Raw genomic sequence first — 21,408 nt, forward strand, 5'->3', positions numbered from 1 at the left:
ACCGGTTCACCGGACGGGCCTTTTTCGATGCCGGTGTGAGCCCCCTAACCAGGGTGCCTTCGAGCTTAGTCTCGGCTGGATTCGTCGCGCAGAAATACCAGCTTATCCTTGCTTGAACTCGCTGCATCGTAGTAATAACCATCCAGATCAAAATCTTTCAGTGCGTCAGGATCGGTCAGGCGGTGCTTGATCACGTAGCGGGCCATCAGGCCGCGCGCCTTCTTGGCATAAAAGCTGATTATCTTGTACTGGCCATTTTTCTGGTCCTTGAATACCGTATCGATGATACGGGCATTGAGCGTTTTGAGCTTAACGGCGCCAAAGTATTCCTGTGAGGCCAGATTGAGCAATATCTGATCGCCCTGCGCTGCCATGTCCTCATTCAGCCACTGGCTGATGCGTTCGCCCCAGAAACTGTAAAGGTCCTTGCCTCGCGGGTTGACCAGCTTGGTACCCATTTCCAGACGATAGGGTTGCATCAGGTCCAGCGGGCGCAACAGACCATAGAGTCCTGACAGCATGCGCAGGTGATCCTGGGCAAAGGTAAAATCATCGGCCTCGAAGTCTTCGGCGTTGATGCCTGTGTAGACATCACCCTTGAATGCGAGCAAGGCCTGCTTGCTGTTGCGCAGGTTGCTCTCGTACTCCCAGCTGCCATAGCGGGCAACGTTCAGGCTGGCGAGTTTGTCCGACAGTGACATGAGTTCGGCAATGTCCTGTGGCGACTTCTCGCGCAGCACGTCGATCAACTCTGCGCTGTGCTCGACAAAGCGTGGCTGGGTGAGCTTGTCGGTCACCGGAGGGGTGTCATAATCGAGTGTTTTTGCTGGCGAAATAACCATCAACATGGGCATGGCTCCTGTCATCGGAATAACAGGCATTATGCCTTATTCGGCGCGCACTGGCTCCGTATGGGTTTGATAAAGCGGCTTAATCAGTGCCCGCCGTTATGGGCGGGCTTGCTGATTCAAAGATGGGTTTCGGCGTATTCGGCTAGTACCGAGCGCGGCACGCCCTGCAGGTGAATATGCACGCCATGGGGGAAATCCTTGAAGCATTCGGTCAGGTAGGTCAGCCCTGAGCTGGTTGCATTCAGGTAGGGCGTATCGATCTGGGCCAGATTGCCGAGGCAAACCACTTTTGATCCGGCCCCGGCTCGGGTAATGATGGTCTTGATCTGGTGCGGGGTGAGGTTCTGACTCTCGTCGATCAGGATGAAGCTTTGCTGGAAACTGCGGCCCCGTATGTAGTTCAGTGATTTGAACTGCAGAGGTACGCGGTCGAGAATGTACTCGACGCTGCCGTGCGTACTTTCGTCGTCCATGTGCAGCGCCTCCAGGTTATCGGTAATGGCACCCAGCCAGGGTTCCATTTTTTCTGCCTCGGTGCCCGGTAAAAAGCCGATATCCTCATCCAGCCCCTGAGTGCTGCGGGTGGCGATAATACGCCTGTATCGCTTGCTCACCATGGTCTGTTCGATCGCCGCGGCTAGCGCGAGGATGGTTTTACCTGATCCGGCTGCTCCTGTCAGGTTGACCAGGTGGATATCCGGATCCAGCAAGGCATACATCGCCAGTGCCTGAAAGATATCCCGTGGTTGCAGCCCCCAGGCCTCCTGACGCATCAGAGGTTCCTGATGCAGATCGCGCAGGACTGCACGATTACCCTCGATTGAGGACGCCCAGCCGACGAAGCCCTGTCCATCGATGATAAAATCGTTGATATGCAGCCCCGGCATTTTCTCCATAAGTTGGACTTCATGTACGGTTTTGCCCAAGCGCTGGTGTGTCTCCACGCGATCGACCTTGTCCCAGAATGAGCCCTTTACCTCGTGGTAACCGCGTGAAAGCAGAGCGATGTCGTCCACGAGCTGATCCGTGTGGTAGTCCTCGGCGTCGATCCCGCAACCCCTGGCCTTGAGCCGCATGTTGATATCCTTGGATACCAATGCCACACGCACTTCAGGATGCAGGCTCTGCAGATGACAGAGCTGGTTAATGATCTTGTTGTCATTTAGGTCGTTGGGTAAGCAGTGAGCGGGAATGACTGTGCGATCCATGAGGATCGCCAGGCTGCCGTTAAAGCCGATTTTCCCACGCTGGATAGGCACGCCCTTTTCCACAAGATCGGGAGGTGCGTCTGCCAATGTTCTGTCGATTAGCCTGATGGCTTGGCGGCAATCTGCCGCGATACTGGTTTTGCCTGATTTGAGCTTGTCGAGCTCTTCGAGGACTGTCATCGGAATAATGACATGGTGTTCTTCGAAGTTAAGGAGGGCGTTGGGATCATGGATCAGAACATTGGTATCGAGGACGTAGAAGGTATGTCGGGTGGGTCCGCACGCTTCCATAAGCTGTCACCTCGCAAGAGCCGTTTATACGAAGCTGTATCAGACGCAAATGCGGCGTTTGGCAGTTCGTAGAGCCAGCACTGAGAGCCTGCAGGTATCAAGGGATCACCTGCGGGAATCGGCTGGTTGATCATTTTATAGCGCACTTGTTGTGACATTCACAAGCGTGCTGACGGGCGTCTTCGGATTTACATGCGACGAGTTCAGCGGGCTTGTTCAGACAATTAAATAAAGCCTTATGTTCGCGGGCCAAGTGAGGCTGTGAGGCCGATATTGCAACCTAAGCGATCGTCAACGCAGGCTGCCAACCCCTGCGTTGCGATGTGTGGATAGTGTTATTTACTCGTTCAGGGCATTGTCAGGGAAGTATGCGCGAAACGTATTTTCGCTGCTTTTTTTCAACTCCTGACCCCGGACGGTTTCGCGTTTGCCTCTCTCTAGCGCTCTGCGAGCGTCCCGCAGTTGTTTCTCTGCCTGTCGAATATCCTTTTCCGCTTGTTGCACACGCTGCTCACCTGTATTGATCAGTTCGGAACCCTTGTCCCAGTCTTTCGCCAGTGCCTCTTGCTTGGCTACCTGCGAACCCTGTTCCGCTGCGTAATCGCGCATCAAGTCAGATGTACTCGGTTGGCTGGTGGCACAGCCCGCTCCCAACAAAAGGGCGCTGCTCAGGGCGACGATGTTACGAATTCTGATTATCTGCATGCCTGACTCCTTTAAAATCGTGACCTCAGATCAAGGCGAAGGCCTGCTCTCTGCGAAAGAGGCCAATCCTTAATGTTTGATAAAGGGGTGGGACAATAAAGTGTGAGGAACGGCGCTGCAAGGAACAGGCGCCGTTTTGACCGGCGCTATTGCTACCGGATATTGCGCCTTTTAGCGGCGGCGTGGGCGATCATTGCCGTTTGCGCGTTTGCGATTCGCGGTTGCGGCTGCAGCTTGTTCGGCCTCGTTGGCGTCGCTCGCGGCTCGTTCGGCATCACTCTGGTTGCGTGCTGGAACCTTTTCCAACATGTGCATTTCGGGTGGGATACACACCAGCTTGTTGCCGAGCAGATCTTCGATGGGTGGGATTTGGAACGCATCATCTTCACAGGCGAAACTGATGGATGTGCCCTTGGCGCCGGCCCGACCAGTGCGGCCAATGCGGTGGATATAGTCTTCGGGATCGTCAGGGAGCGTGTAGTTGATTACGTGGCTGATACCTTCGACATGGATGCCGCGGCCAGCGACGTCGGTGGCTACCAGCACCCGTAGCGTACCGTCGCGAAAATTGTCCAGTGTGCGCACGCGTTTTTGCTGTGGCACATCACCGGACAGTTGCGCAGCGTTGATGCCGTCGCGCACCAGACGCTCCTGAATGCGCCTGACCTGATCCTTGCGGTTGGCAAAAATCATCACTCGGGTCAGATCCAGCTGGGTGATCAGATTGTAGAGAAGCGTGTACTTGTCGCCGCTACTGACGGCATAGACCTGCTGGTCCACATTGGCGGAAGCGGCGCGCTCGGGCTCAATCTCGACTATCGCTGGTTCGTGGGTCCACTGCTTGGAGAGATTCATCACATCATCGCTGAAGGTCGCTGAGAACAGCAGCGTCTGACGATCACCCTTGCGTGGCGTCTGACGGATGATTTGCCGCACCTGGGGAATGAAGCCCATATCCAGCATCCGGTCGGCCTCGTCGAGGATCAGCACTTCGATCAGATCCAGATGGACTTCACTGCGGTTGCAGAAATCAAGCAAGCGACCGGGGGTAGCGACCAGGATGTCGCAATGGCGTTTTTCCAGCTGCTTGATCTGCTTGTCCATATCCATTCCGCCGACAAAAGACATGACGTTGAGATTGCAATGCTTGGTCAGACCGATGGCATCGTTGGCGATTTGCATGACCAATTCCCGTGTCGGGGCAATGATCAAGGCCCGTGGCTCGCCCATGAAACGCTCGTCTGGCGGTGGCGTCTCGAGTAGCTGGGTGATGGTCGAAATCAGGAACGCAGCGGTCTTGCCCGTGCCGGTCTGAGCCCGTCCAATCGCATCGTGGCCCTTGAGTGTATTACCCAGCACCTCAGCCTGAATCGGTGTGCAATAACTGAAACCCTGCTCCTGAATGGCCTGCATCAAGCTATCGGGAAGTGGGAAATCATGAAAGCGGGTCTTGCCTTCCGCCGGCTCGGCGACGAAATCGGCTATCGTCCAGGCGTTGACTGCCTGCGCGGGTTGGGTTGCAACGGGAGTAGACGGGCTTTTGGCGCTCGATGCAGGCTGTTTGCGTGGCGCGGTGGCCGTCGGCCGGCGCGGCTGCCGAGGGCTTTTGGCCGGAGCGGACTGGGCGTCAAGACGGTTGTTGACGGCTCTATTGGAGTTGTCGCTGTCGCGGGGCTGGGCAGGTTCAAGCGGGGCATCTCCGGCCCCGAACAGCTTCTTCAGTGCTTTCAGCACAGGCATCTCTCTACATGGCGTATGGGTGGTCACCGGCCAGTGTAAAGCAAGGGGAAGTCTGAGCGAAGCCCCGGCAGGTTATTTTTTAACCAGCACCTGCCTAGCTCGCCCAGGGTTGCGAATCAGATGCTCAAGCGCTTACGCAGCCAGCTATTGATGTCGACAATTTCCTGCGGGCAAACCTCGTGTCCCATTGCATATTCATGCCATTGCGCGCGATGTCCGGCTTGGACTACCAGGTCGTGAGCCAGGCGGCCCATCGAGTGCGGAACCATGGCGTCCTGGCTGCCATGGGCAAAGAACATATCGAGTTTCTCACCTGTTTCCACGAGCAGATCCTCGACTGTCGGGCCGTAAGTCGACAAGGCCATGACACCCGCCAGTGGCAGTCCCGATTGCAGCGCCGAGTGCAGCACTACCGCGCCACCCTGGGAAAAACCAGCGAGAACGATGCGCTCGACTTTTATTCCTTGGCTGACCTGCTCGTCAACCAAGGCGCGAACCATATCGGCCGACTCCTGCAGCTGCTCGTGACTGATCGCTCGCGCGGGGGCCATGCCGATAATGTCATACCAGCTGGGCATCGGCATGCCGCCGTTGATCGTTACCGGGCGGGTCGGAGCTTGCGGGAAGATGAAACGCAGGCCGTGACTGGTGGGCAAATCCAACGCATCGACGACGGGAACAAAGTCGAAGCGGTCGGCGCCCAGGCCGTGTAGCCAGATGATGCAGGCGTCGGCCTGAGAGGTTGGATCGATAACCAGTGGTGCATGACTCATGAGTAGCTCCTGTTGCCGCGTCAGGCGCGGGACATGAATTTTCCGGATTCGGTGTTGATGCGGACGACTTCGCCAGTTTCCAAGTATTCCGGTATCTGAATTTCCAGGCCGGTGGCAAAGCGTGCAGTTTTGGTTCGCGCGCTGGCAGAGGACCCCTTGACCGCAGGTGGTGTCTCCTCGATGGGCATTTCCACCACGGCAGGCAGCTCGACGCCGACCAGATTGCCTTCGACAACCAAGCCATACAGGCCAGAGACGCCGTCATATATGTATTCGATCTGCTCTTCTATCTGGTCGACGCTCAGAGTGAACTGGGCATAATCCTCGTTATCCATGAAGGTATAGCCATCTGCATCCTGATAAAGGAATTGCATGGCCCGTTTCTGAAAGTCGATAGGGGCGAGCATGTCATCGCCGGTCAGACTCTGATCCAGTTTTTGCTTGGTCTGCACATGGTTGAACCGAACCTTGTACAGCGTGGTTCCGCTGCGCGAGGAGGGACTTTTCACGTCGATCTGCGACACGATATAGGGCTGACCATTGATCTGAACGATCTGGCCTTTTTTTAGTTCAGCGGCTCTGGGCATGATTCAACACACTCGATAGAGGAAACAGCTATTGTGCTTGCTCGGGCATGCCGGCTTCAAGCGTGGATCAGCGGCCCGGACCCTTATGGCCCGGCGCCAGATCAGACTGACGGATTATCTGGCCCGGCACCAAGTGCCGCCTCGCTGTCAGGCAGCTCGGGCTTGGGGCCGGGTTCCGATGCTGAATGCGGTTGACTGAAGTCTGTACGCTGACTGCTGATTAATTTCTCCAGTCCTGCACTGCTGCGCACATTGACGTCCAACTGGCGGAAAGCGATTTCAATACCGTTTTGTGCGAATAATCGATCGATGTCACGGTTGATCTCATCGATTGCCATATTGCGATCGACCAGCTCGCGCACATGGACGCGCAGTTCGTGTTCAAGGGTGCTGTCGCTGAAGTTGAGAAACAGCACCAGCGGTTCGGGGTCATTCAGTACGCGCGGGTTGTTTCGAGCCGCCTGCAACAGTAGCTCTCGGGTTTTCGTCAAGTCCGAGCCATAGGACACCCCTACCTTGATAATCACCCTGGTAATGGTATCCGAGAGTGACCAGTTGATCAGATGACTGGTAACAAAGGTCTTGTTCGGGACGATGATCTCCTTGCGATCAAAGTCGGTAATGGTGGTGGCACGAATGCGGATGCGGTTTACCGTGCCGGACAGGTCGCCAATCGTGACCACATCGCCGATGCGGATGGGGCGCTCGAAGAGGATGATAAGACCGGAAACGAAGTTGGCGAAGATCTCCTGCAGACCGAAGCCCAGCCCCACGCTCAGTGCGGCGACTAGCCACTGCAACTTGTTCCAGCTAACCCCCAGCGCCGAAAGACCATAAACCACCCCGACACTGACAATGACGTAGCTGAGCAGCGTAGTGATGGCATAACTACTGCCCTGACGCAGATTCAGTCGCGACAGCAACAGTATTTCCAGCAGTCCTGGCAGGTTGCGTGCCAAGGTGACGGTCAATATGACGATGACCAGTGCGCCCAGCACATCCCCTGCGCTGATCGGAGCCATCAGCGGATTGTCGGAGGTGCCCTTGTTGTATTCCCATAGCGTCACCGACTCTAGGTAGGATGCGGCGCTGAGTAGATCGGCCCAGGTGAAGTAAACCAATACCGCAAAAAGGACGGTCAGGGTCAGGCGTGCCAGACGTAATGACTGCTGGTTGATCTGACGAATATCCATTTCAGGGACTTCAACACCCATCTCGGCATCTTGTGTTTCGCGTACCGGCGCCGCCTGACGCTTGTTCAATGCGCGCTGATAAGCCAGCCGCCGACCGGCTACGTTCAGATTACGTACAACGGTGCCCTGCAGTACCATCCAGCCGGCGATCAGATACAGGGTGCTGAAGAATCGGTCGGCGAGCTTGGTGGCGGTGTAGTGGTAGCCCCAAAATGACATGACAGCCAGTGCCAGAGGCGCCATTACCAACAACAGGGTGGCGCTCATATGCAATATGCGTGAATGGTAGAGAGGTTCGCTGCGCCACATCATGCGACCCAGTAGCAGGCTGAGTAGCAGCATGCCAATTAACATGGCAATGCGGCCGATCACATCATCGCTCAAATGCTCTGGCATTGCGGCATTCACAGCGATCACCAGCACCAGGGGGAGTAATACCCATGAAACGTTACGGATCAGGTGATGCAGACGCGTAACCAGTTCACTGTCCCAGCGGAAATGGCGGATAGCGATTCCCTTGGGCTCCAGGACGCGATATAGGAAATGCAGAACCATCCACGCTAACGCAAGCTTAAGCAACGCCGAACCTACCGCGGGTAGCGGGGGTCTCTCGCCCGTTATCAGGATCAGTCCGGCGACGCACAGTACGACCGGTACCGGTAGTACGATCAGTGCGGTCAGGCCCAGCGCCTTGGGTGTATGTCTGGCGCTGTCGCGGCGAAAGTGGCCGACATCGGCGTTGAGATCGCGCAGCTTGGCGCGCCAGCGTCCGCGACACCAGATATACGGACCCAGTAAAAGTATCAGCACGACGAGCCCGGGCCAGCGGTCGCGAAAGGTTGCGATTGCTTTTGACGCCTGATTACCCAGCTTCAATGCCTGAAATTGCTCGCTGACTCGCGTTGGCAGGGCCAGCAGCCAATCCGTGTCGATTGGTCGGCTGCTGGCCACCCAGAATAGCTGATCATCTATGGTGCGGCGTAATTGGCTGCTCAGCTGTTGTAGCTGCTTCTGGTTTATTTGCAGAGTTATTGCCAGGCTGAGTACCGTACTGATGTTATTGCTCAGTTGCTCGGCAAGCGGTGTGCGATTGGCAATGACCTCGCGAATGTCATCGCGCAACGCCTCTCGCTGTTCATCAGGCAAGGGGTTCAGCAATTTGGTCAGATAGGTTTCCGGATTGGCAAGTTCTTCGCGCAATTGGTTGAGTTCAAATTCGCGCAGCCGAAGATCGGCCACCCGGTCGGCAATGCGCGTATCCATGCGTACCGTGGGAAGCGCCTGTTTCTGCTGCTGCAAAATGCGTGAAAGGAGTGAGCTGCCCTCCAGTACACTAATTTGTTGCTCCAGAGCACTTTCGATCTGTGTGGTGCTGTCGGTCTGCTGTTTGGTTGTGATGTTCTTGCGGGTCAGTTCGCCCATCTCATTGGTCGCACTGAGCAGTTCTTCGCTGAGTCGTCGATTCAGACTGCCCTGTGTCTTGAGTAGCTCGTGATTGCTGGCCCCCCGCAACGCCTGCGCTGCAGTGTCAGTGACCGTTTGTTCGGACTGACTCAAGCGCTCTTCGTTAATTACGTCCTGCAACGCCTGAATTTCAACTTCAATGTCGGCTATCTGCTGGCTCATCAGACTGCGGCGTTGACTGGCGAGATCTTGCAGAACACTGTTGACTGCCAGCTCCTGTCTTAACAGATCGCTGGCATCCTGCAGGCTTTGCTGTTCCGCCTTGAGCATGACTTGGCGCGCATTTTTCTGCGTACTGTCAGTCTGGCGTTGCAGCAACCGCAGCTGCTCAGCGATAGCCTGACTGCGTGCCTGGTTGGCGGTTACGCGCGCTTGGGTTCGTTCGGGCCGCGTCTGCGCTGCAATAAGATTGCTGTTGATGGCAGTCAACTGATTCTGCCAATCAAACATGGTGGTCACTTTCTCGTTCAGCCGCGCCTCCAGCGTCTCCAGCTTCTGGCTGGCGAAGCTGTTACGAATATCGGCAATCGCTTTGATCTTGATGCCATCCGAGCGCTGGCGGACCAGCCGGATTTGCTCGGGGGCACCTTCCACCAGGGCGTGCAAGTCGGCTACCGCGTCTTGAGTTGCCTGGGTTTTCTGAAGAGAATTAATGGTGTTCTGGTAAAGCTCCTGCAATTCCTGCTTTTCGGTGTCAGGCATACTGCTGGTAGTAAGTGATTCGAGCTTTTGCTGAGTCGCCTCCACAGCGTCAGCCAGTTCGCTAGCAGCTGCGGCGTAACCGGCAATACATAGTTGCACTATCAGGGCTGCTACAAGCAATAATCGAGAGAAATGCGACATGGAGATCGTTCCGGCAAGGATCTGAGAAGCAGGGTAGTCTTCCTGTAAAGGCTTGGGAAGCCGTCACAAAAAAGGCCACCTGAAAGGCGGCCTTGTCTGATGCTGTTGATGCGACCCAGGTCACGTCATTTTAGCTATTTTTAGTGCTCGATCAGAACCAGCTGTTCTGCATTTCCAGGCAGGTAGCATCACGATTTTCCAGAACATCCAGCGCGTGGTGACAACCAGGTACTTCCCAGGTAAGGAAGAAGCGAGCTGCCTGCAGTTTGCCGCGGTAGAAGTCGGCGTCCACCTCTTTACCGGTGTCGAGGCCACGCTGGGCGTGCACTGCCTGTTCCAGCCAACGCCAGCCGATGACCATATGGCCAAAGGTGTTCAGATACAGGGCCGAGTTGGCCAGCGCTTGGTTTACCTTGCCCTTCATCATGTCTCCGAGCAGTGCCTGGGTTACCTTGCCGAGATGAGCGTGCAGTTTTTCCAGAGGCTCGCGTAGTTCGTGCAGATTGTCGTACTCGCGCGCCCGGTTGCAGGTGCCCTGGATCAGCGCTGATAGTTGCTTGAGAGCTGCGCCGTTGTTCATGGCGACCTTGCGGCCCAGTAGATCCAGCGACTGAATGCCGTGAGTGCCTTCATGTATGGGGTTCAGACGGTTATCCCGGTAGTACTGCTCGACCGGATACTCACGCGTATAGCCCGCGCCACCCAGAATCTGGATCGCATGCTCGTTGGCCTTGAGGCAGAACTCCGACGGCCATGACTTGACGATCGGTGTCAGCAGGTCGAGAAGTTCCAGAGCCGTCTTGCGCTCGGCTTCGGTCTCCAGAGTTTCGGTATCATCGAACAAGCGGGCACAGTAAAGACCCAGATCAAACGCGCCTTCGACATAGGCTTTCTGAGTCAGCAGCAAGCGCTTGATGTCAGTGTGCTCAATGATCGACACCTGCGGCGAAGAAGGATCTTTGCCGTCAGGCAGGCGGCCCTGGGGGCGGTCGCGTGCGTATTCCAGCGAGTACAGGTAACCGGCGTAGCCAAGCATCACTGCGCCCATGCCGACGCCGATACGGGCTTCGTTCATCATCTGGAACATGTAGGACAGGCCGTTATGAGGCTTACCGACCAGGTAACCTACACACTCACCATTTTCCCCAAAGTTCAATGCTGTGGAGGTGGTGCCGCGCCATCCCATCTTGTGGAACAGGCCTGCCAGGGCGACATCGTTGCGTTTGCCTACTGAACCATCATCGTTGACCAGTGATTTGGGTACGATGAATAGCGAGATACCCTTCACGCCGGCTGGGGCGTCGGGTAGCTTGGCCAGTACCATATGGACGATATTCTCTGACAACGAATGATCGCCGCCGGAAATGTAGATCTTGTTCCCCTTCAAGCGGTAAGTGCCGTCCTCGGCCGGTTCGGCGCGAGTGCGAATATCCGACAATGACGAGCCGGCATGGGGCTCGGTCAAGGCCATGGTGCCAAAGAAACGGCCTTCTATCATCGGCTGCAGAAAGCGTTCCTTCTGTTCATCGCTGCCGAATGCCTCGATCAGGTTGGACGCGCCCATGGTCAGCATCGCATAGGAAGACGTGGCGATGTTGGCTGACTGAAAGTGTGCGAAGCAGGCCTGAGACAGCAGGTTTGGCATCTGCATGCCGCCCTGTTCAAAGGTGCGTGTTGCGTTCAGAAAGCCGGCTTCGAGGAATGCATCAACCGCTGGCTTTACTTCTGGAATCAACACTGCAGCACCATCGACGTACTGCGGCTCATTCTCGTCGTTCTTGCGGTTGTGCGGGGCGAAGTACTTGTCCGCGATGGTGCGTGCGGTGTTCAGCGCGGCATCGAATGTTTCCCGATTGTGGTCGGCAAAACGCGGACGCTGGGTCAAGCCTTCGGCATCCAGCACTTCGTAAAGCTCGAAGGCCAGGTTACGTGAGTCGAGTAGGGTATCGGACATGCTCGGTGCCTCTTTTTAAAGTGCGTGCAGTGTATGCAGTCAAAAGGTGACTGGAAACGGCCATTGATATCTCTTATGCCGCCTGATCAGAACAGGCGAAGCAGCGGTTCATCCAGCGCTGCGCGCTGCTCGCGCAGCGTCAGTACCTGGTCTGCCCAGTAGCGCTCACTGGCAAACCAGGGGAAGTGCCGAGGGAAGGCTGGGTCGTCCCAGCGGCGCGCCAGCCAGGCACTGTAATGCACCAGACGGAGTGTTCTCAGTGATTCTATCAGAGCCAGCTGGCGCGGATCGAAGTCGTGAAACTCGTTGTAACCTTCTACTAGCTCTGCAAGCTGGCCCTGGCGCTGATTATGATCGCCCGAAAGCATCATCCACAAATCCTGAATCGCCGGTCCCTGCCGGCAATCGTCCATGTCGACCATGTAGAGACTCTCGTCGCGCCACAGCAGATTCCCTACGTGCAGGTCGCCGTGCATCCGGACGGTTTTGAACGGCACAGGCTGCATGCGTTGCTCGATCACCTGCATCAGATCGTCGGCGACGGAAAAGTAAGCTGGGCGTAGATTTTCCGGTATAACTCCCGATTCACGCAGCCAGGTGAGGCTGTCGTGGCCGAAGCTTTGTACGGTCAGTGACGGGCGGTGCTCGAAAGGTCGCATGGCGCCCACTGCGTGCAGTCGACCCACCAGTCGGCCGAGCATCAGCAGGTGATCCGGGTTGTCCAGTTCAGGTGCACGCCCGCCGAAACGCTTGAAAAGGCTGAAGCGGAAGCCGGCAAACTCAAACAGTGTTCGACCCTCGATCTGCATGGGCGGGATCACAGGTATGTCCCGCTCCGCCAGCTCCAGTGAGTACGCATGTTCTTCCAGTATGGCTTCATCAGACCAGCGATCGGGACGATAGAATTTAGCGATCAGCGGTTGCGCGCCTTCAATGCCAATCTGGAAGACACGGTTCTCGTAACTGTTAAGCGTCAAAGTGCGCGCATCACTGAGAAAGCCGAGCGACTCCACCGCATCAAGTACGGTGTCGGGCGTCAGCAGAGCAAAGGGGTGTTGCGAGTCCATGTGGGGCAGCCGGTAATGATGGGTAGCTATGGTGGCGCTTATAGCTGAAAGCTTCAAGTGAAAGGCCCGGTGAACCCGCATTGCACTCCTGTTCAGGCATTCTCCAGGGCGTTTCTCAAGGCGTTCTGGCAATACACCAGATGCTGACACTGGCGGCGCCGGCCTCCAGCAGGGTGCGGCTTGCCGCGTCAGCGGTAGCGCCGGTGGTGACAACGTCATCCACCAGGGCCAGGTGCAGTCCGCGAACCGCAGCGTTAGGCGGGCAGCAGAATGCCTCTGCCAGATTGCGTTTGCGCTCGCTGGCGCTCAGACCCTGTTGTGCTTGTGTATGACGTGCCCGCAGTAGGCTGCGACGACACAAGGGAATCTGCAATTGGGCGGCAACCGGTCGGGCCAGCTCCAGTGCTTGATTAAACCCGCGACGGGCCTCTCGCTTTTTATGCAAAGGCATGGGAAGCACCCGGTCGGGTAAAGATTGTCCATGTTCTTCATAATGGTATTGAACCGCTTCGGTCAGTATCCGGGCCAGTGTCCTGCCGTAGATCAACTGATCGTGATACTTGAATGCCGGGATCAGGCTGTCGATTGGAAAACGGTAAAGCAGGGGGCTCACCACCTGGACGAATGCCGGGGTGTGCTGCTGGCAGTTACCACACAGCTGATGTTCCCTAGGTAGCGGAAGTGCGCAGCGGCGGCACTGACTGCCCAGCCAGGGCAGATCAGAGCGGCAAGCGTCACAGATGCCGATGGTGCTTTGCGAGCCACTGCCCAGACAAAGAAGGCATCTAGAGGTCTGGTTATTTATTAACCACTTGTAAACCTGGCGTATGTTCAATGGTTGACAGCCTCCTTGCCGTCGTTATCATGCGATGCATAGCTTCAATTATCGACGTTTTCCGTGCAACTGCCAGGATTGAATCCATGACCGTCTCCGTAACCCGCAATAACTGGACTCCCGCAGAAGTGCTGGCGCTATTTCGCCAGCCATTCAACGACCTATTGTTCCAGGCCCAGACCGTCCATCGTGAGCATTTCGATGCCAACCGCGTGCAGGTATCGACTCTGCTCTCAATCAAGACCGGCTCCTGTCCGGAGGACTGCAAATATTGCCCGCAATCGGGTCATTACAATACTGGGCTGGAGAAGGAGAAGCTTCTTGAGGTGCAGAAGGTATTGGACGAGGCTGTAGCCGCCAAGGCGATTGGTGCCACTCGTTTTTGCATGGGCGCCGCCTGGAAGCATCCGTCCGAGAAGGATATGCCCTATGTACTGGAGATGGTCAGGGGTGTACGCAAGCTTGGCCTGGAAACCTGCATGACGCTGGGTAAGCTGAGTAAAGAGCAAACCGCTGCGCTGGCTGATGCCGGGTTGGATTACTACAACCACAATCTGGATACCTCTCCGGAGTTTTACAGCAAGATCATCACTACCCGTACCTTTGGCGATCGCCTGGAAACGCTGTCTTATGTGCGTGATGCGGGTATGAAGATCTGCTCTGGTGGCATCCTCGGCATGGGCGAGTCACTGGAAGATCGCGCTGGTTTGTTGATTCAGCTGGCGAACTTGCCAGAACACCCGGAAAGTGTGCCGATCAACATGTTGGTCAAGGTCAAGGGTACACCGCTCGAGAATGAAGCAGATGTTGATCCTTTTGACTTCATTCGTGCCCTTGCGGTCGCCCGGATCATGATGCCCAAATCCCACGTGCGCCTGTCCGCTGGCCGCGAACAGATGAACGAGCAGACTCAGGCGTTGGCATTCTTCGCTGGTGCCAATTCGATCTTCTATGGTGATCGCCTGCTGACAACGTCCAACCCACAGGCTGATAAGGATATGCGTCTGTTTGACCGTCTGGGTATCAAGCCCGAGGAACGCCAGGAGCACGATGATGAGGTCCATCAGGCCGCCATTGAGCAAGCCGTCATTGAGCAGCGCGACAGCGCCATGTTCACTAACGCGGCGGTCTGAGCCAGCTTAGGCGGAGAGCGACCCACACCCGTGCACGGCCTGTTCCTTCTTGAGCAAGTCGCCTGCAACGCAGAGCAGGAATTTCGATGTCCTTTGACCTAGCGTCGCGCCTGTCCGAGCGGCGCGCAGCGCATTTGTACCGCCGTCGGCCGTTACTCGAGTCGCCCCAGGGCGTCCGGGTGACGGTTAATGGTCAGCCGTTGCTGGCTTTTTGCAGCAACGATTACCTTGGCCTTGCCAACCACCCGCAGGTAGTCGATGCCTTCGTCCAGGGTGCTCGTCGCTGGGGTGTGGGCGGAGGTGCATCACACCTGGTTGTGGGTCACAGTGAGCCGCATCATCAGTTGGAAGAGGCGCTGGCGCACTTTACCGGGCGGCCGCGAGCTTTGCTTATGTCCAGTGGTTATATGGCCAATATGGGCGCCGTGACAGCGCTGGTCGGCAAGGGTGATACGGTGCTACAGGATCGGCTCAATCATGCGTCGTTGCTGGATGCGGGCTTACTTAGCGGTGCCCGCTTCTCGCGGTATCTGCATAATGATTCGGAAAGTCTGATTGCGAGACTGGACAAGGCCGTGGGCAATACACTGGTCGTCACAGACGGCGTCTTCAGCATGGATGGTGATATGGCTGATCTACCCGCACTGTGCTCCGCTGCCCGCGCACGTGATGCCTGGGTTATGGTCGACGATGCACACGGTTTTGGCTGTCTCGGCGAGCACGGCGGCGGTATCGTCGAGCATTATGGTCTGGGCCTGACCGATGTCCCCGTGCTGATGGGTACCCTGGGTAAGAGTTTTGGTACCGCCGGGGCCTTTATCGCTGGCAGCGACGAATTGATAGAGACCCTGATTCAGTTTGCACGCCCCTACATCTATACAACCAGCCAGCCGCCGGCAGTAGCCTGTGCGACTCTGGCAAGCCTGCAGTTGCTGCGCGATGAGCACTGGCGTCGGGTGCATTTGCAGGGGCTGATAGCGTTGTTTCGTGCGGGTGTCAAAGACCTTGGAATGGACCTGATGGACAGTCCCAGTCCGATCCAGCCGATCGTGGTCGGCAGCAGTGAGCGCGCTATGGCGATTTCCGCAGCGCTGCGTGATCAAGGCATTCTGGTTACGGCTATCCGCCCACCAACAGTGCCCCATGGCACCGCGCGGCTGCGTGTGACGCTGTGCGCTGGGCATAGCGAGGACGATGTGGCGCAACTGATAAACGCATTGAAGCAGGCGATAACCAGCCTGCCGGAGCGCCTGGATGACTAATATAAACCTGTTGCCTGGCTGGGCCATGGCAGCGCAAACCCTGCATCCACTGCGCGACGCCCTGCTGCAACGTCTGCCCGGCAGCGAGGTGGAGAGCCACACCTTGCCCGCTATTCAGCTGTCCAGCATGGAGCCTGATCTGGTGGCACTGGCCGAGCGCCTCAGTCCAGGCGTCCTGGTCGGATGGTCTTTCGGCGGTATGCTGGCGGTGCAGCTTCAGCGGCGATTTCCCGAGCGTTTCAGCGCAGTAGTCACTATTGCCAGTAATGCTTGCTTCGTTGCCCGCACAGACTGGCCGCAGGCAATGCCGTCAGACACCTTCAAGTCGTTTTATGCCGATATGCGCACTGACCCAGAGAAGGCGCTCAAGCGTTTTGCCTTGCTGGTTACCCAGAGCAGTACGCAACGGCGTCACTTGGGCAAGGCACTGCAGTGGGATAGCGCCGACTCACAGCAACGACTGCATGCCCTCGCTGTATTGGGGGTGCTGGACAACAGGGTCACGCTGTCGCGTGGGGCCTCGCCGGTGCTGCATTGCCTTGCCGCCAACGATGCGCTGGTGCCGGCGGCAGCGGCAGAGCCTATGAGTCATTTGGCTGGTACGACCGGTTCGCCTGCCTGGGTGAAAGTGCATTCCAATGCCAGTCACGCATTGCCACTGGAGCATCCGCTCTGGCTTGCCGACCAGATAGCAGCATTTTTGGAGGCTGGTGATGTCTGAAGCGATGCTAGACAAGCAGCGGGTGGCTGAGTCTTTTAGTCGCGCCGCCGCTACCTATGACCATGCCGCTGCTTTTCAACGCAGTGCCGGAAACAATCTGCTGGCACGACTGCCCGGAGACTTGTGCCCTAATGATATTGTTGATCTTGGTGCTGGCACCGGCTACTTCACCCGTGCTCTGGCTCAACGCTTTGCGGTGCCTGTGGTCGGCCTGGATCTCGCAGAAGGCATGCTTCGCTTCGCGCGCCAATGCAGCGGCCCCGAGATATTGAACATCCATCCTCGCTGGGTTGTCGCGGATGCCGAGGCGTTACCGTTGCGCACGGGCTCCCAGGATCTGATTTTTTCCAGTCTGGCGGTGCAGTGGTGCCCGGATCTTGCCTGTGTACTACGCGACGCATGGCGAGCATTACGGCCCGGCGGCTGCTTGGCGTTCAACACGCTTGTAGACGGCACATTGTTTGAACTGCAGCGCGCATGGCAGGCCGTCGATGGTTTTGTGCACGTTAATCGTTTTATGCCCGAGAACGCGTTGCGAGATCTGCTGGGCGCCGCCGGTTTTGGTAGCTGGCACTGCGAAATGGAAACCCATGTTTTGCATTATGCCCAGCTGGCCGAGCTGACCCGTGAGCTAAAGGCGTTGGGTGCTCATAATCTCAATGTTGGCAGACCGGGCGGTCTGACCGGGCGCACCCGGTTGCGCGTACTCACTCAAGCCTATGACACATTTCGTCAAACCAAGGGTCTGCCCGCAACCTACCAGGTTGCTCAGGTTCTGATGTTCAAGGAGCTATGAAATGCCCAAACGCTACTTTGTGACGGGTACCGACACAGAAATTGGCAAGACCACCATCGCTTGCGGGCTTTTGAAAGCGGTTGCGCGCACCGGCCTGACCACCGCAGCGGCCAAGCCGGTAGCGGCTGGGTGCGAACGCACGGCTGACGGATTGCGCAACGAAGATGGCCTTGCGCTACAGGCTCAATGCAACCCACCACTGGCCTATGAGATCATTAATCCGGTCACCCTGGAGGCGGCCATTGCACCGCATATAGCGGCGAGCGAAGAGGGCGCTGACTTGAATGTCGCGTTTCTGGCGCAGGGCTGCCGGACGGTTTTTGAGCAACAGGCGGCGTTCACTCTGGTAGAAGGTGCGGGTGGTTGGCGCGTACCTTTAAATGCCGAGCAGACCCTTGCTGACCTGGCCCGTGAACTGGACTTGCCAGTGATCATGATAGTCGGCATGCGGCTCGGGTGTATCAATCACGCGATACTGACCGCAGAAGCAATCGCCGCCGATGGCTTGCAACTGGCTGGCTGGGTAGCCAATCAGGTTGACCAGCACATGAGCCGGCCGCAGGAGAATCTGGAGACGCTCAAGCAGGTTATCAAGGCTCCGTTTCTGGGCTTTGTTCCGTGGCTTGAAGAGACGTCAGCAGACGCCATAGCGGATCGTCTGGATATTGAGCCGCTGGTCTGAAAGCGGCGTTGAGCGTTTTCAGCAGCGGCGCTTTGTGGTTATATAGCAGTAATAATTGATTAGAGAGGAACGTCCATGCCTAGTCTCGACCTGATGTCAGCCGGTATGAACAGCGTCCGCCAAGGACAGTACCGAGCATCTACCGCTGCAGCGGAAATTGCCCGTGTCGGCGTTCAATCTGATCCGGCCGCCTCCCAAGCTGTTCCTCTTCAAGGCGCTACAGGTGGACCTGCGGCCAGCACGGCGGTTGATAGCAACCGCCCGGTTAATCTCGTCGACAGTCTTGTCGAGATGCAACAAGGTCGTCGTGAGGTGGAGGCGGGTGCGTCTGTTATCGATACGGCGTCCGAAGTCCTTGGCACCCTTCTGGATGTCTCTGCCTGAGGTGATCCGGCTATTGGATTGCCCGTGAGCAGTATAGGCGCGACTTTTCCAGCCTCCCTTTATAACTCTACCAACAGGGCCGAGCCCCTGGGCTCGGCCGGAACCTCCATTCGTGCGTCAATCGGTACTCAAGACGCTGCATCAGTGTCGACGAACCCCACGCGTGACAGGGATGGCAATAACTTTTCCAAGACCACCCCGACAGACTCCCGACAGCGGGAAGCGCAGGTGCGGCAGGAGCTCGCTGGTACCGAGGCTGAGCTCGAACTTCTAGAGCAAGCGGAAATACGGGAATTTGCTGTCCGTGACCGCGAAGTGCGCACCCACGAACAGGCGCACATGGCGGTTGGCGGACAGTACGCTGGCGGCGTCAGCTACGACTACTCCCGGGGCCCCGACGGACGGTTGTACGCTATTGGTGGTTCAGTTTCGATCGATACCTCCCCGGTTGCAGGCGATCCGTTGGCCACCGTCGACAAAATGCAACAAGTTCAGCGTGCTGCCCTTGCCCCTGCGGAACCCTCCGGCGCCGATCTGGCAATAGCAGCGCAGGCGGCTCAGCTGATAGCGCAAGCCCGCGCCGAGATTGCGACACGCAACGTCGAAGGTGAAGACGCTGGTCGTTTGGAGGAATCATCAGAGGTAGACGAATCAGATCCGGATTTATACTCCGATTCCGATTCCGATTCCGGCACTATGGTAGCCGGGCCGACAGGCAACAAAGAGTTGGCTACCTATCGGCAAATAGATCTGTCGCCAGATACTGACCTAATGACATTTCGCGCCACCGCCTGATTCTTCTTTTAGTTGTAGCCTGGCACCTGCCCGTCGTATGTACGTGCGCACACATGCAAAGCGTAATCTGTACCTGCACCCCTGGCTGGTTATCTACTGATGGGCTAGGCAGTTACAAAAATCTCTGAGTCGCGTTATAGCAAGCACTTGACACGCGTCGTGTCTAAACGTATGTTTCAAACGTATGTTTGAATTAGCTGCCATAGCAGTACATAACCTGCAGCCATCAGCTGCTCTTGCATCCCGTTATAACCGTTGAGGTCAAGTACCATGCCAGATTACAAGGCTCCCCTGCGTGACATCCGCTTCGTTCGTGACGAAGTTCTGGGATATGAAGAACACTACAAGAGCCTGCCCGGCTGCGAAGACGCGACTCCGGACATGGTCAACGCCATTCTAGAAGAAGGCGCAAAATTCTGTGAGCAGGTCATTGCACCGCTTAACCGCGTAGGCGATATCGAAGGCTGTACATGGAGTCCCGAAGGTGTCAAGACACCTACTGGCTTCAAGGAAGCCTACGCCAAGTATGTTGAAGGTGGCTGGCCGAGCCTGGCCCATGACGTAGAGCATGGTGGTCAGGGTCTGCCTGAGTCCCTGGGTCTGGCAGTAAGCGAAATGGTCGGTCAGGCCAACTGGTCCTGGGGTATGTACCCCGGTCTGTCCCATGGCTGCATGAACACCATCGCTACCCACGGTACCGATGACCACAAGCATATCTACCTGACAAAGCTGGTTTCGGGTCAGTGGACCGGCACCATGTGTCTGACCGAACCCCATTGTGGTACTGATCTGGGTATGTTGCGGACCAAGGCAGAGCCGCAGGCTGACGGTAGCTACAAGCTCAACGGTACCAAGATATTCATCTCTTCCGGCGAGCACGACATGGCCGAGAATATCGTTCACATCGTTCTGGCGCGCCTCCCCGATGCCCCCGCCGGCACCAAAGGCATTTCCCTGTTCATCGTTCCCAAGTTCTTGCCAGATGCCAGCGGCGAGAAAGACGCGCGTAACGGTGTGAACTGTGGATCGCTTGAGCACAAGATGGGTATCCACGGCAACGCGACCTGCGTGATGAACTTCGACGACGCGACGGGCTTTTTGATTGGCGCGCCGAACAAAGGCTTGAACGCTATGTTCACCTTCATGAACACAGCGCGTCTGGGCACCGCATTACAGGGTCTGGCTCATGCTGAAGTAGGCTTCCAGGGTGGGATCAAGTATGCCCGTGAGCGTCTGCAGATGCGCGCGCTGACAGGTCCGAAAGCACCTGAGAAAGCAGCTGATCCGATCATCGTGCATCCTGATGTGCGTCGCATGTTGTTGACCATGAAAGCCTTTGCTGAAGGTAATCGGGCCATGGTGTATTTCGCTGCCAAGCAGGTCGATATCCTGAATAATAGTCAAGATGAAGAGCAGAAGAAGCAAGCCGACGCATTGCTTGCTTTCCTGACGCCGATCGCCAAAGCCTTCATGACTGAAGTGGGTTTCGAAGCGGCTAATCACGGTGTGCAGATCTACGGTGGTCATGGTTTTATCGCTGAGTGGGGCATGGAGCAGAACGTTCGTGATGCGCGTATCGGCATGCTGTACGAAGGCACAACGGGTATTCAGGCACTCGATCTTTTGGGTCGCAAGGTGCTGATGACCCAAGGCGAAGCACTGAAATGCTTCACCAAGATCGTCCACAAGTTCTGCCATAACGAAGAAGGCAACGAAGCCATCAAGGAATTCGTCACGCCATTGAACGCGCTGAATAAGGAGTGGGGCGAGCTGACCATGAAGATCGGCATGGCAGCAATGAAGGATCGTGAAATGGTCGGTGCAGCATCAGTCGACTACTGCATGTACTCGGGCTATGCCTGCTTGGCGTACTTCTGGGCGGACATGGCTCGTGTCGCAGCGGCAAAATTGGCGGAAGATACTTCTGACCAAGCTTTCTATCAGGCCAAGCTGCAAACGGCGCGATTCTACTTCCAGCGCATACTGCCACGGACGCGCATGCATGTTGAATCTATGATGTCCGGTGCCGACAACCTGATGGATATGCCTGAAGAGAACTTCGCTTTGGGTTATTAATAGCTAGGGTGGTAACACTAAAGGCCGCTCTCCTTAGAAAGCGGCCTT

The 21,408-nt window shown here is 56.7% G+C and carries 18 protein-coding genes and 1 pseudogene; 8 read left to right on the forward strand and 11 right to left on the reverse strand.

Translation table 11 applies throughout. From position 1 onward, the window contains the following. Window positions 1-65: 65 nt before the first annotated feature. The 11 genes and pseudogenes from yaaA to ACJAXR_RS07200 all read right to left on the reverse strand — a co-directional run. Window positions 66-848, reverse strand: a complete 783-nt coding sequence (gene yaaA, locus ACJAXR_RS07150) for a peroxide stress protein YaaA (RefSeq protein WP_415057571.1) — start codon at window positions 846-848, stop codon at window positions 66-68. 119 nt (window positions 849-967) lie between these two features. Continuing rightward, window positions 968-2,350 (reverse strand): PhoH family protein, encoded by a 1,383-nt coding sequence (locus ACJAXR_RS07155; protein ID WP_415057572.1) that lies wholly within the window; start codon window positions 2,348-2,350, stop codon window positions 968-970. A 339-nt stretch (window positions 2,351-2,689) separates the two neighbouring features. Then, window positions 2,690-3,055, reverse strand: a complete 366-nt coding sequence (locus ACJAXR_RS07160) for a hypothetical protein (protein ID WP_415057573.1) — start codon at window positions 3,053-3,055, stop codon at window positions 2,690-2,692. 171 nt (window positions 3,056-3,226) lie between these two features. Further along, entirely contained in the window at window positions 3,227-4,789 is a 1,563-nt protein-coding gene (gene rhlB / locus ACJAXR_RS07165; protein ID WP_415057574.1) for an ATP-dependent RNA helicase RhlB, read from the reverse strand. A 122-nt stretch (window positions 4,790-4,911) separates the two neighbouring features. Then, entirely contained in the window at window positions 4,912-5,568 is a 657-nt protein-coding gene (locus tag ACJAXR_RS07170) for an alpha/beta hydrolase (protein WP_415057575.1), read from the reverse strand. A gap of 20 nt (window positions 5,569-5,588) precedes the next feature. Continuing rightward, entirely contained in the window at window positions 5,589-6,155 is a 567-nt protein-coding gene (gene yeiP, locus ACJAXR_RS07175; RefSeq protein WP_415057576.1) for an elongation factor P-like protein YeiP, read from the reverse strand. A 101-nt stretch (window positions 6,156-6,256) separates the two neighbouring features. Next, window positions 6,257-9,655 (reverse strand): mechanosensitive channel MscK, encoded by a 3,399-nt coding sequence (gene mscK / locus ACJAXR_RS07180; protein WP_415057577.1) that lies wholly within the window; start codon window positions 9,653-9,655, stop codon window positions 6,257-6,259. A 151-nt stretch (window positions 9,656-9,806) separates the two neighbouring features. Next, window positions 9,807-11,609, reverse strand: a complete 1,803-nt coding sequence (locus tag ACJAXR_RS07185; RefSeq protein WP_415057578.1) for an acyl-CoA dehydrogenase — start codon at window positions 11,607-11,609, stop codon at window positions 9,807-9,809. A gap of 86 nt (window positions 11,610-11,695) precedes the next feature. Continuing rightward, the gene (locus ACJAXR_RS07190; RefSeq protein ID WP_415057579.1) at window positions 11,696-12,676 is read right to left on the reverse strand and encodes a serine/threonine protein kinase; all 981 of its coding nucleotides are present in this window, start codon (window positions 12,674-12,676) and stop codon (window positions 11,696-11,698) included. A gap of 115 nt (window positions 12,677-12,791) precedes the next feature. Continuing rightward, complete coding sequence (locus tag ACJAXR_RS07195; protein ID WP_415057883.1) at window positions 12,792-13,289, reverse strand: ComF family protein; 498 nt, start codon at window positions 13,287-13,289, stop codon at window positions 12,792-12,794. A gap of 39 nt (window positions 13,290-13,328) precedes the next feature. Then, window positions 13,329-13,511, reverse strand: a pseudogene (locus tag ACJAXR_RS07200) (double zinc ribbon domain-containing protein); the annotation flags it as partial. Window positions 13,512-13,597: 86 nt separating this feature from the next. On the opposite strand from ACJAXR_RS07200, the gene bioB reads away from it, so the two are divergent. From bioB to ACJAXR_RS07240, 8 genes are all read left to right on the forward strand, one after another. After that, the gene (bioB, locus tag ACJAXR_RS07205) at window positions 13,598-14,644 is read left to right on the forward strand and encodes a biotin synthase BioB (RefSeq protein WP_415057580.1); all 1,047 of its coding nucleotides are present in this window, start codon (window positions 13,598-13,600) and stop codon (window positions 14,642-14,644) included. A gap of 86 nt (window positions 14,645-14,730) precedes the next feature. Continuing rightward, complete coding sequence (gene bioF, locus ACJAXR_RS07210) at window positions 14,731-15,906, forward strand: 8-amino-7-oxononanoate synthase (protein ID WP_415057581.1); 1,176 nt, start codon at window positions 14,731-14,733, stop codon at window positions 15,904-15,906. After that, complete coding sequence (locus ACJAXR_RS07215) at window positions 15,899-16,627, forward strand: alpha/beta fold hydrolase (protein WP_415057582.1); 729 nt, start codon at window positions 15,899-15,901, stop codon at window positions 16,625-16,627. The genes bioF and ACJAXR_RS07215 overlap by 8 nt, the downstream gene beginning before the upstream one ends. Beyond that, window positions 16,620-17,423 (forward strand): malonyl-ACP O-methyltransferase BioC, encoded by an 804-nt coding sequence (bioC, locus tag ACJAXR_RS07220; RefSeq protein ID WP_415057583.1) that lies wholly within the window; start codon window positions 16,620-16,622, stop codon window positions 17,421-17,423. The genes ACJAXR_RS07215 and bioC overlap by 8 nt, the downstream gene beginning before the upstream one ends. 1 nt (window position 17,424) lies before the next feature. After that, entirely contained in the window at window positions 17,425-18,105 is a 681-nt protein-coding gene (gene bioD, locus ACJAXR_RS07225; protein ID WP_415057584.1) for a dethiobiotin synthase, read from the forward strand. Between the two features lie 75 nt (window positions 18,106-18,180). After that, a complete protein-coding gene (locus tag ACJAXR_RS07230; protein ID WP_415057585.1) occupies window positions 18,181-18,489 on the forward strand; it encodes a hypothetical protein in 309 nt (102 codons plus the stop codon). A gap of 24 nt (window positions 18,490-18,513) precedes the next feature. Continuing rightward, window positions 18,514-19,284 (forward strand): putative metalloprotease CJM1_0395 family protein, encoded by a 771-nt coding sequence (locus tag ACJAXR_RS07235; RefSeq protein WP_415057586.1) that lies wholly within the window; start codon window positions 18,514-18,516, stop codon window positions 19,282-19,284. 270 nt (window positions 19,285-19,554) lie between these two features. Next, window positions 19,555-21,360 (forward strand): phenylacyl-CoA dehydrogenase, encoded by a 1,806-nt coding sequence (locus ACJAXR_RS07240; RefSeq protein ID WP_415057587.1) that lies wholly within the window; start codon window positions 19,555-19,557, stop codon window positions 21,358-21,360. The last annotated feature ends 48 nt before the right edge of the window (window positions 21,361-21,408 follow it).

Source organism: Halopseudomonas sp., assembly GCF_047631575.1.
Taxonomy (GTDB): domain Bacteria; phylum Pseudomonadota; class Gammaproteobacteria; order Pseudomonadales; family Pseudomonadaceae; genus Halopseudomonas.

Bases quoted from the DNA above. Each gene is read 5' to 3' on its own strand.
- bioD (WP_415057584.1), top strand. From the start codon at position 17,425: ATGCCCAAACGCTACTTTGTGACGGGTACCGACACAGAAATTGGCAAG.
- ACJAXR_RS07190 (WP_415057579.1), bottom strand. From the start codon at position 12,676: ATGGACTCGCAACACCCCTTTGCTCTGCTGACGCCCGACACCGTACTT.
- bioF (WP_415057581.1), top strand. From the start codon at position 14,731: ATGTCCTTTGACCTAGCGTCGCGCCTGTCCGAGCGGCGCGCAGCGCAT.
- mscK (WP_415057577.1), bottom strand. From the start codon at position 9,655: ATGTCGCATTTCTCTCGATTATTGCTTGTAGCAGCCCTGATAGTGCAA.
- yeiP (WP_415057576.1), bottom strand. From the start codon at position 6,155: ATGCCCAGAGCCGCTGAACTAAAAAAAGGCCAGATCGTTCAGATCAAT.
- ACJAXR_RS07170 (WP_415057575.1), bottom strand. From the start codon at position 5,568: ATGAGTCATGCACCACTGGTTATCGATCCAACCTCTCAGGCCGACGCC.
- ACJAXR_RS07215 (WP_415057582.1), top strand. From the start codon at position 15,899: ATGACTAATATAAACCTGTTGCCTGGCTGGGCCATGGCAGCGCAAACC.
- ACJAXR_RS07185 (WP_415057578.1), bottom strand. From the start codon at position 11,609: ATGTCCGATACCCTACTCGACTCACGTAACCTGGCCTTCGAGCTTTAC.
- bioB (WP_415057580.1), top strand. From the start codon at position 13,598: ATGACCGTCTCCGTAACCCGCAATAACTGGACTCCCGCAGAAGTGCTG.
- ACJAXR_RS07230 (WP_415057585.1), top strand. From the start codon at position 18,181: ATGCCTAGTCTCGACCTGATGTCAGCCGGTATGAACAGCGTCCGCCAA.
- ACJAXR_RS07160 (WP_415057573.1), bottom strand. From the start codon at position 3,055: ATGCAGATAATCAGAATTCGTAACATCGTCGCCCTGAGCAGCGCCCTT.
- yaaA (WP_415057571.1), bottom strand. From the start codon at position 848: ATGTTGATGGTTATTTCGCCAGCAAAAACACTCGATTATGACACCCCT.
- ACJAXR_RS07155 (WP_415057572.1), bottom strand. From the start codon at position 2,350: ATGGAAGCGTGCGGACCCACCCGACATACCTTCTACGTCCTCGATACC.
- ACJAXR_RS07240 (WP_415057587.1), top strand. From the start codon at position 19,555: ATGCCAGATTACAAGGCTCCCCTGCGTGACATCCGCTTCGTTCGTGAC.
- bioC (WP_415057583.1), top strand. From the start codon at position 16,620: ATGTCTGAAGCGATGCTAGACAAGCAGCGGGTGGCTGAGTCTTTTAGT.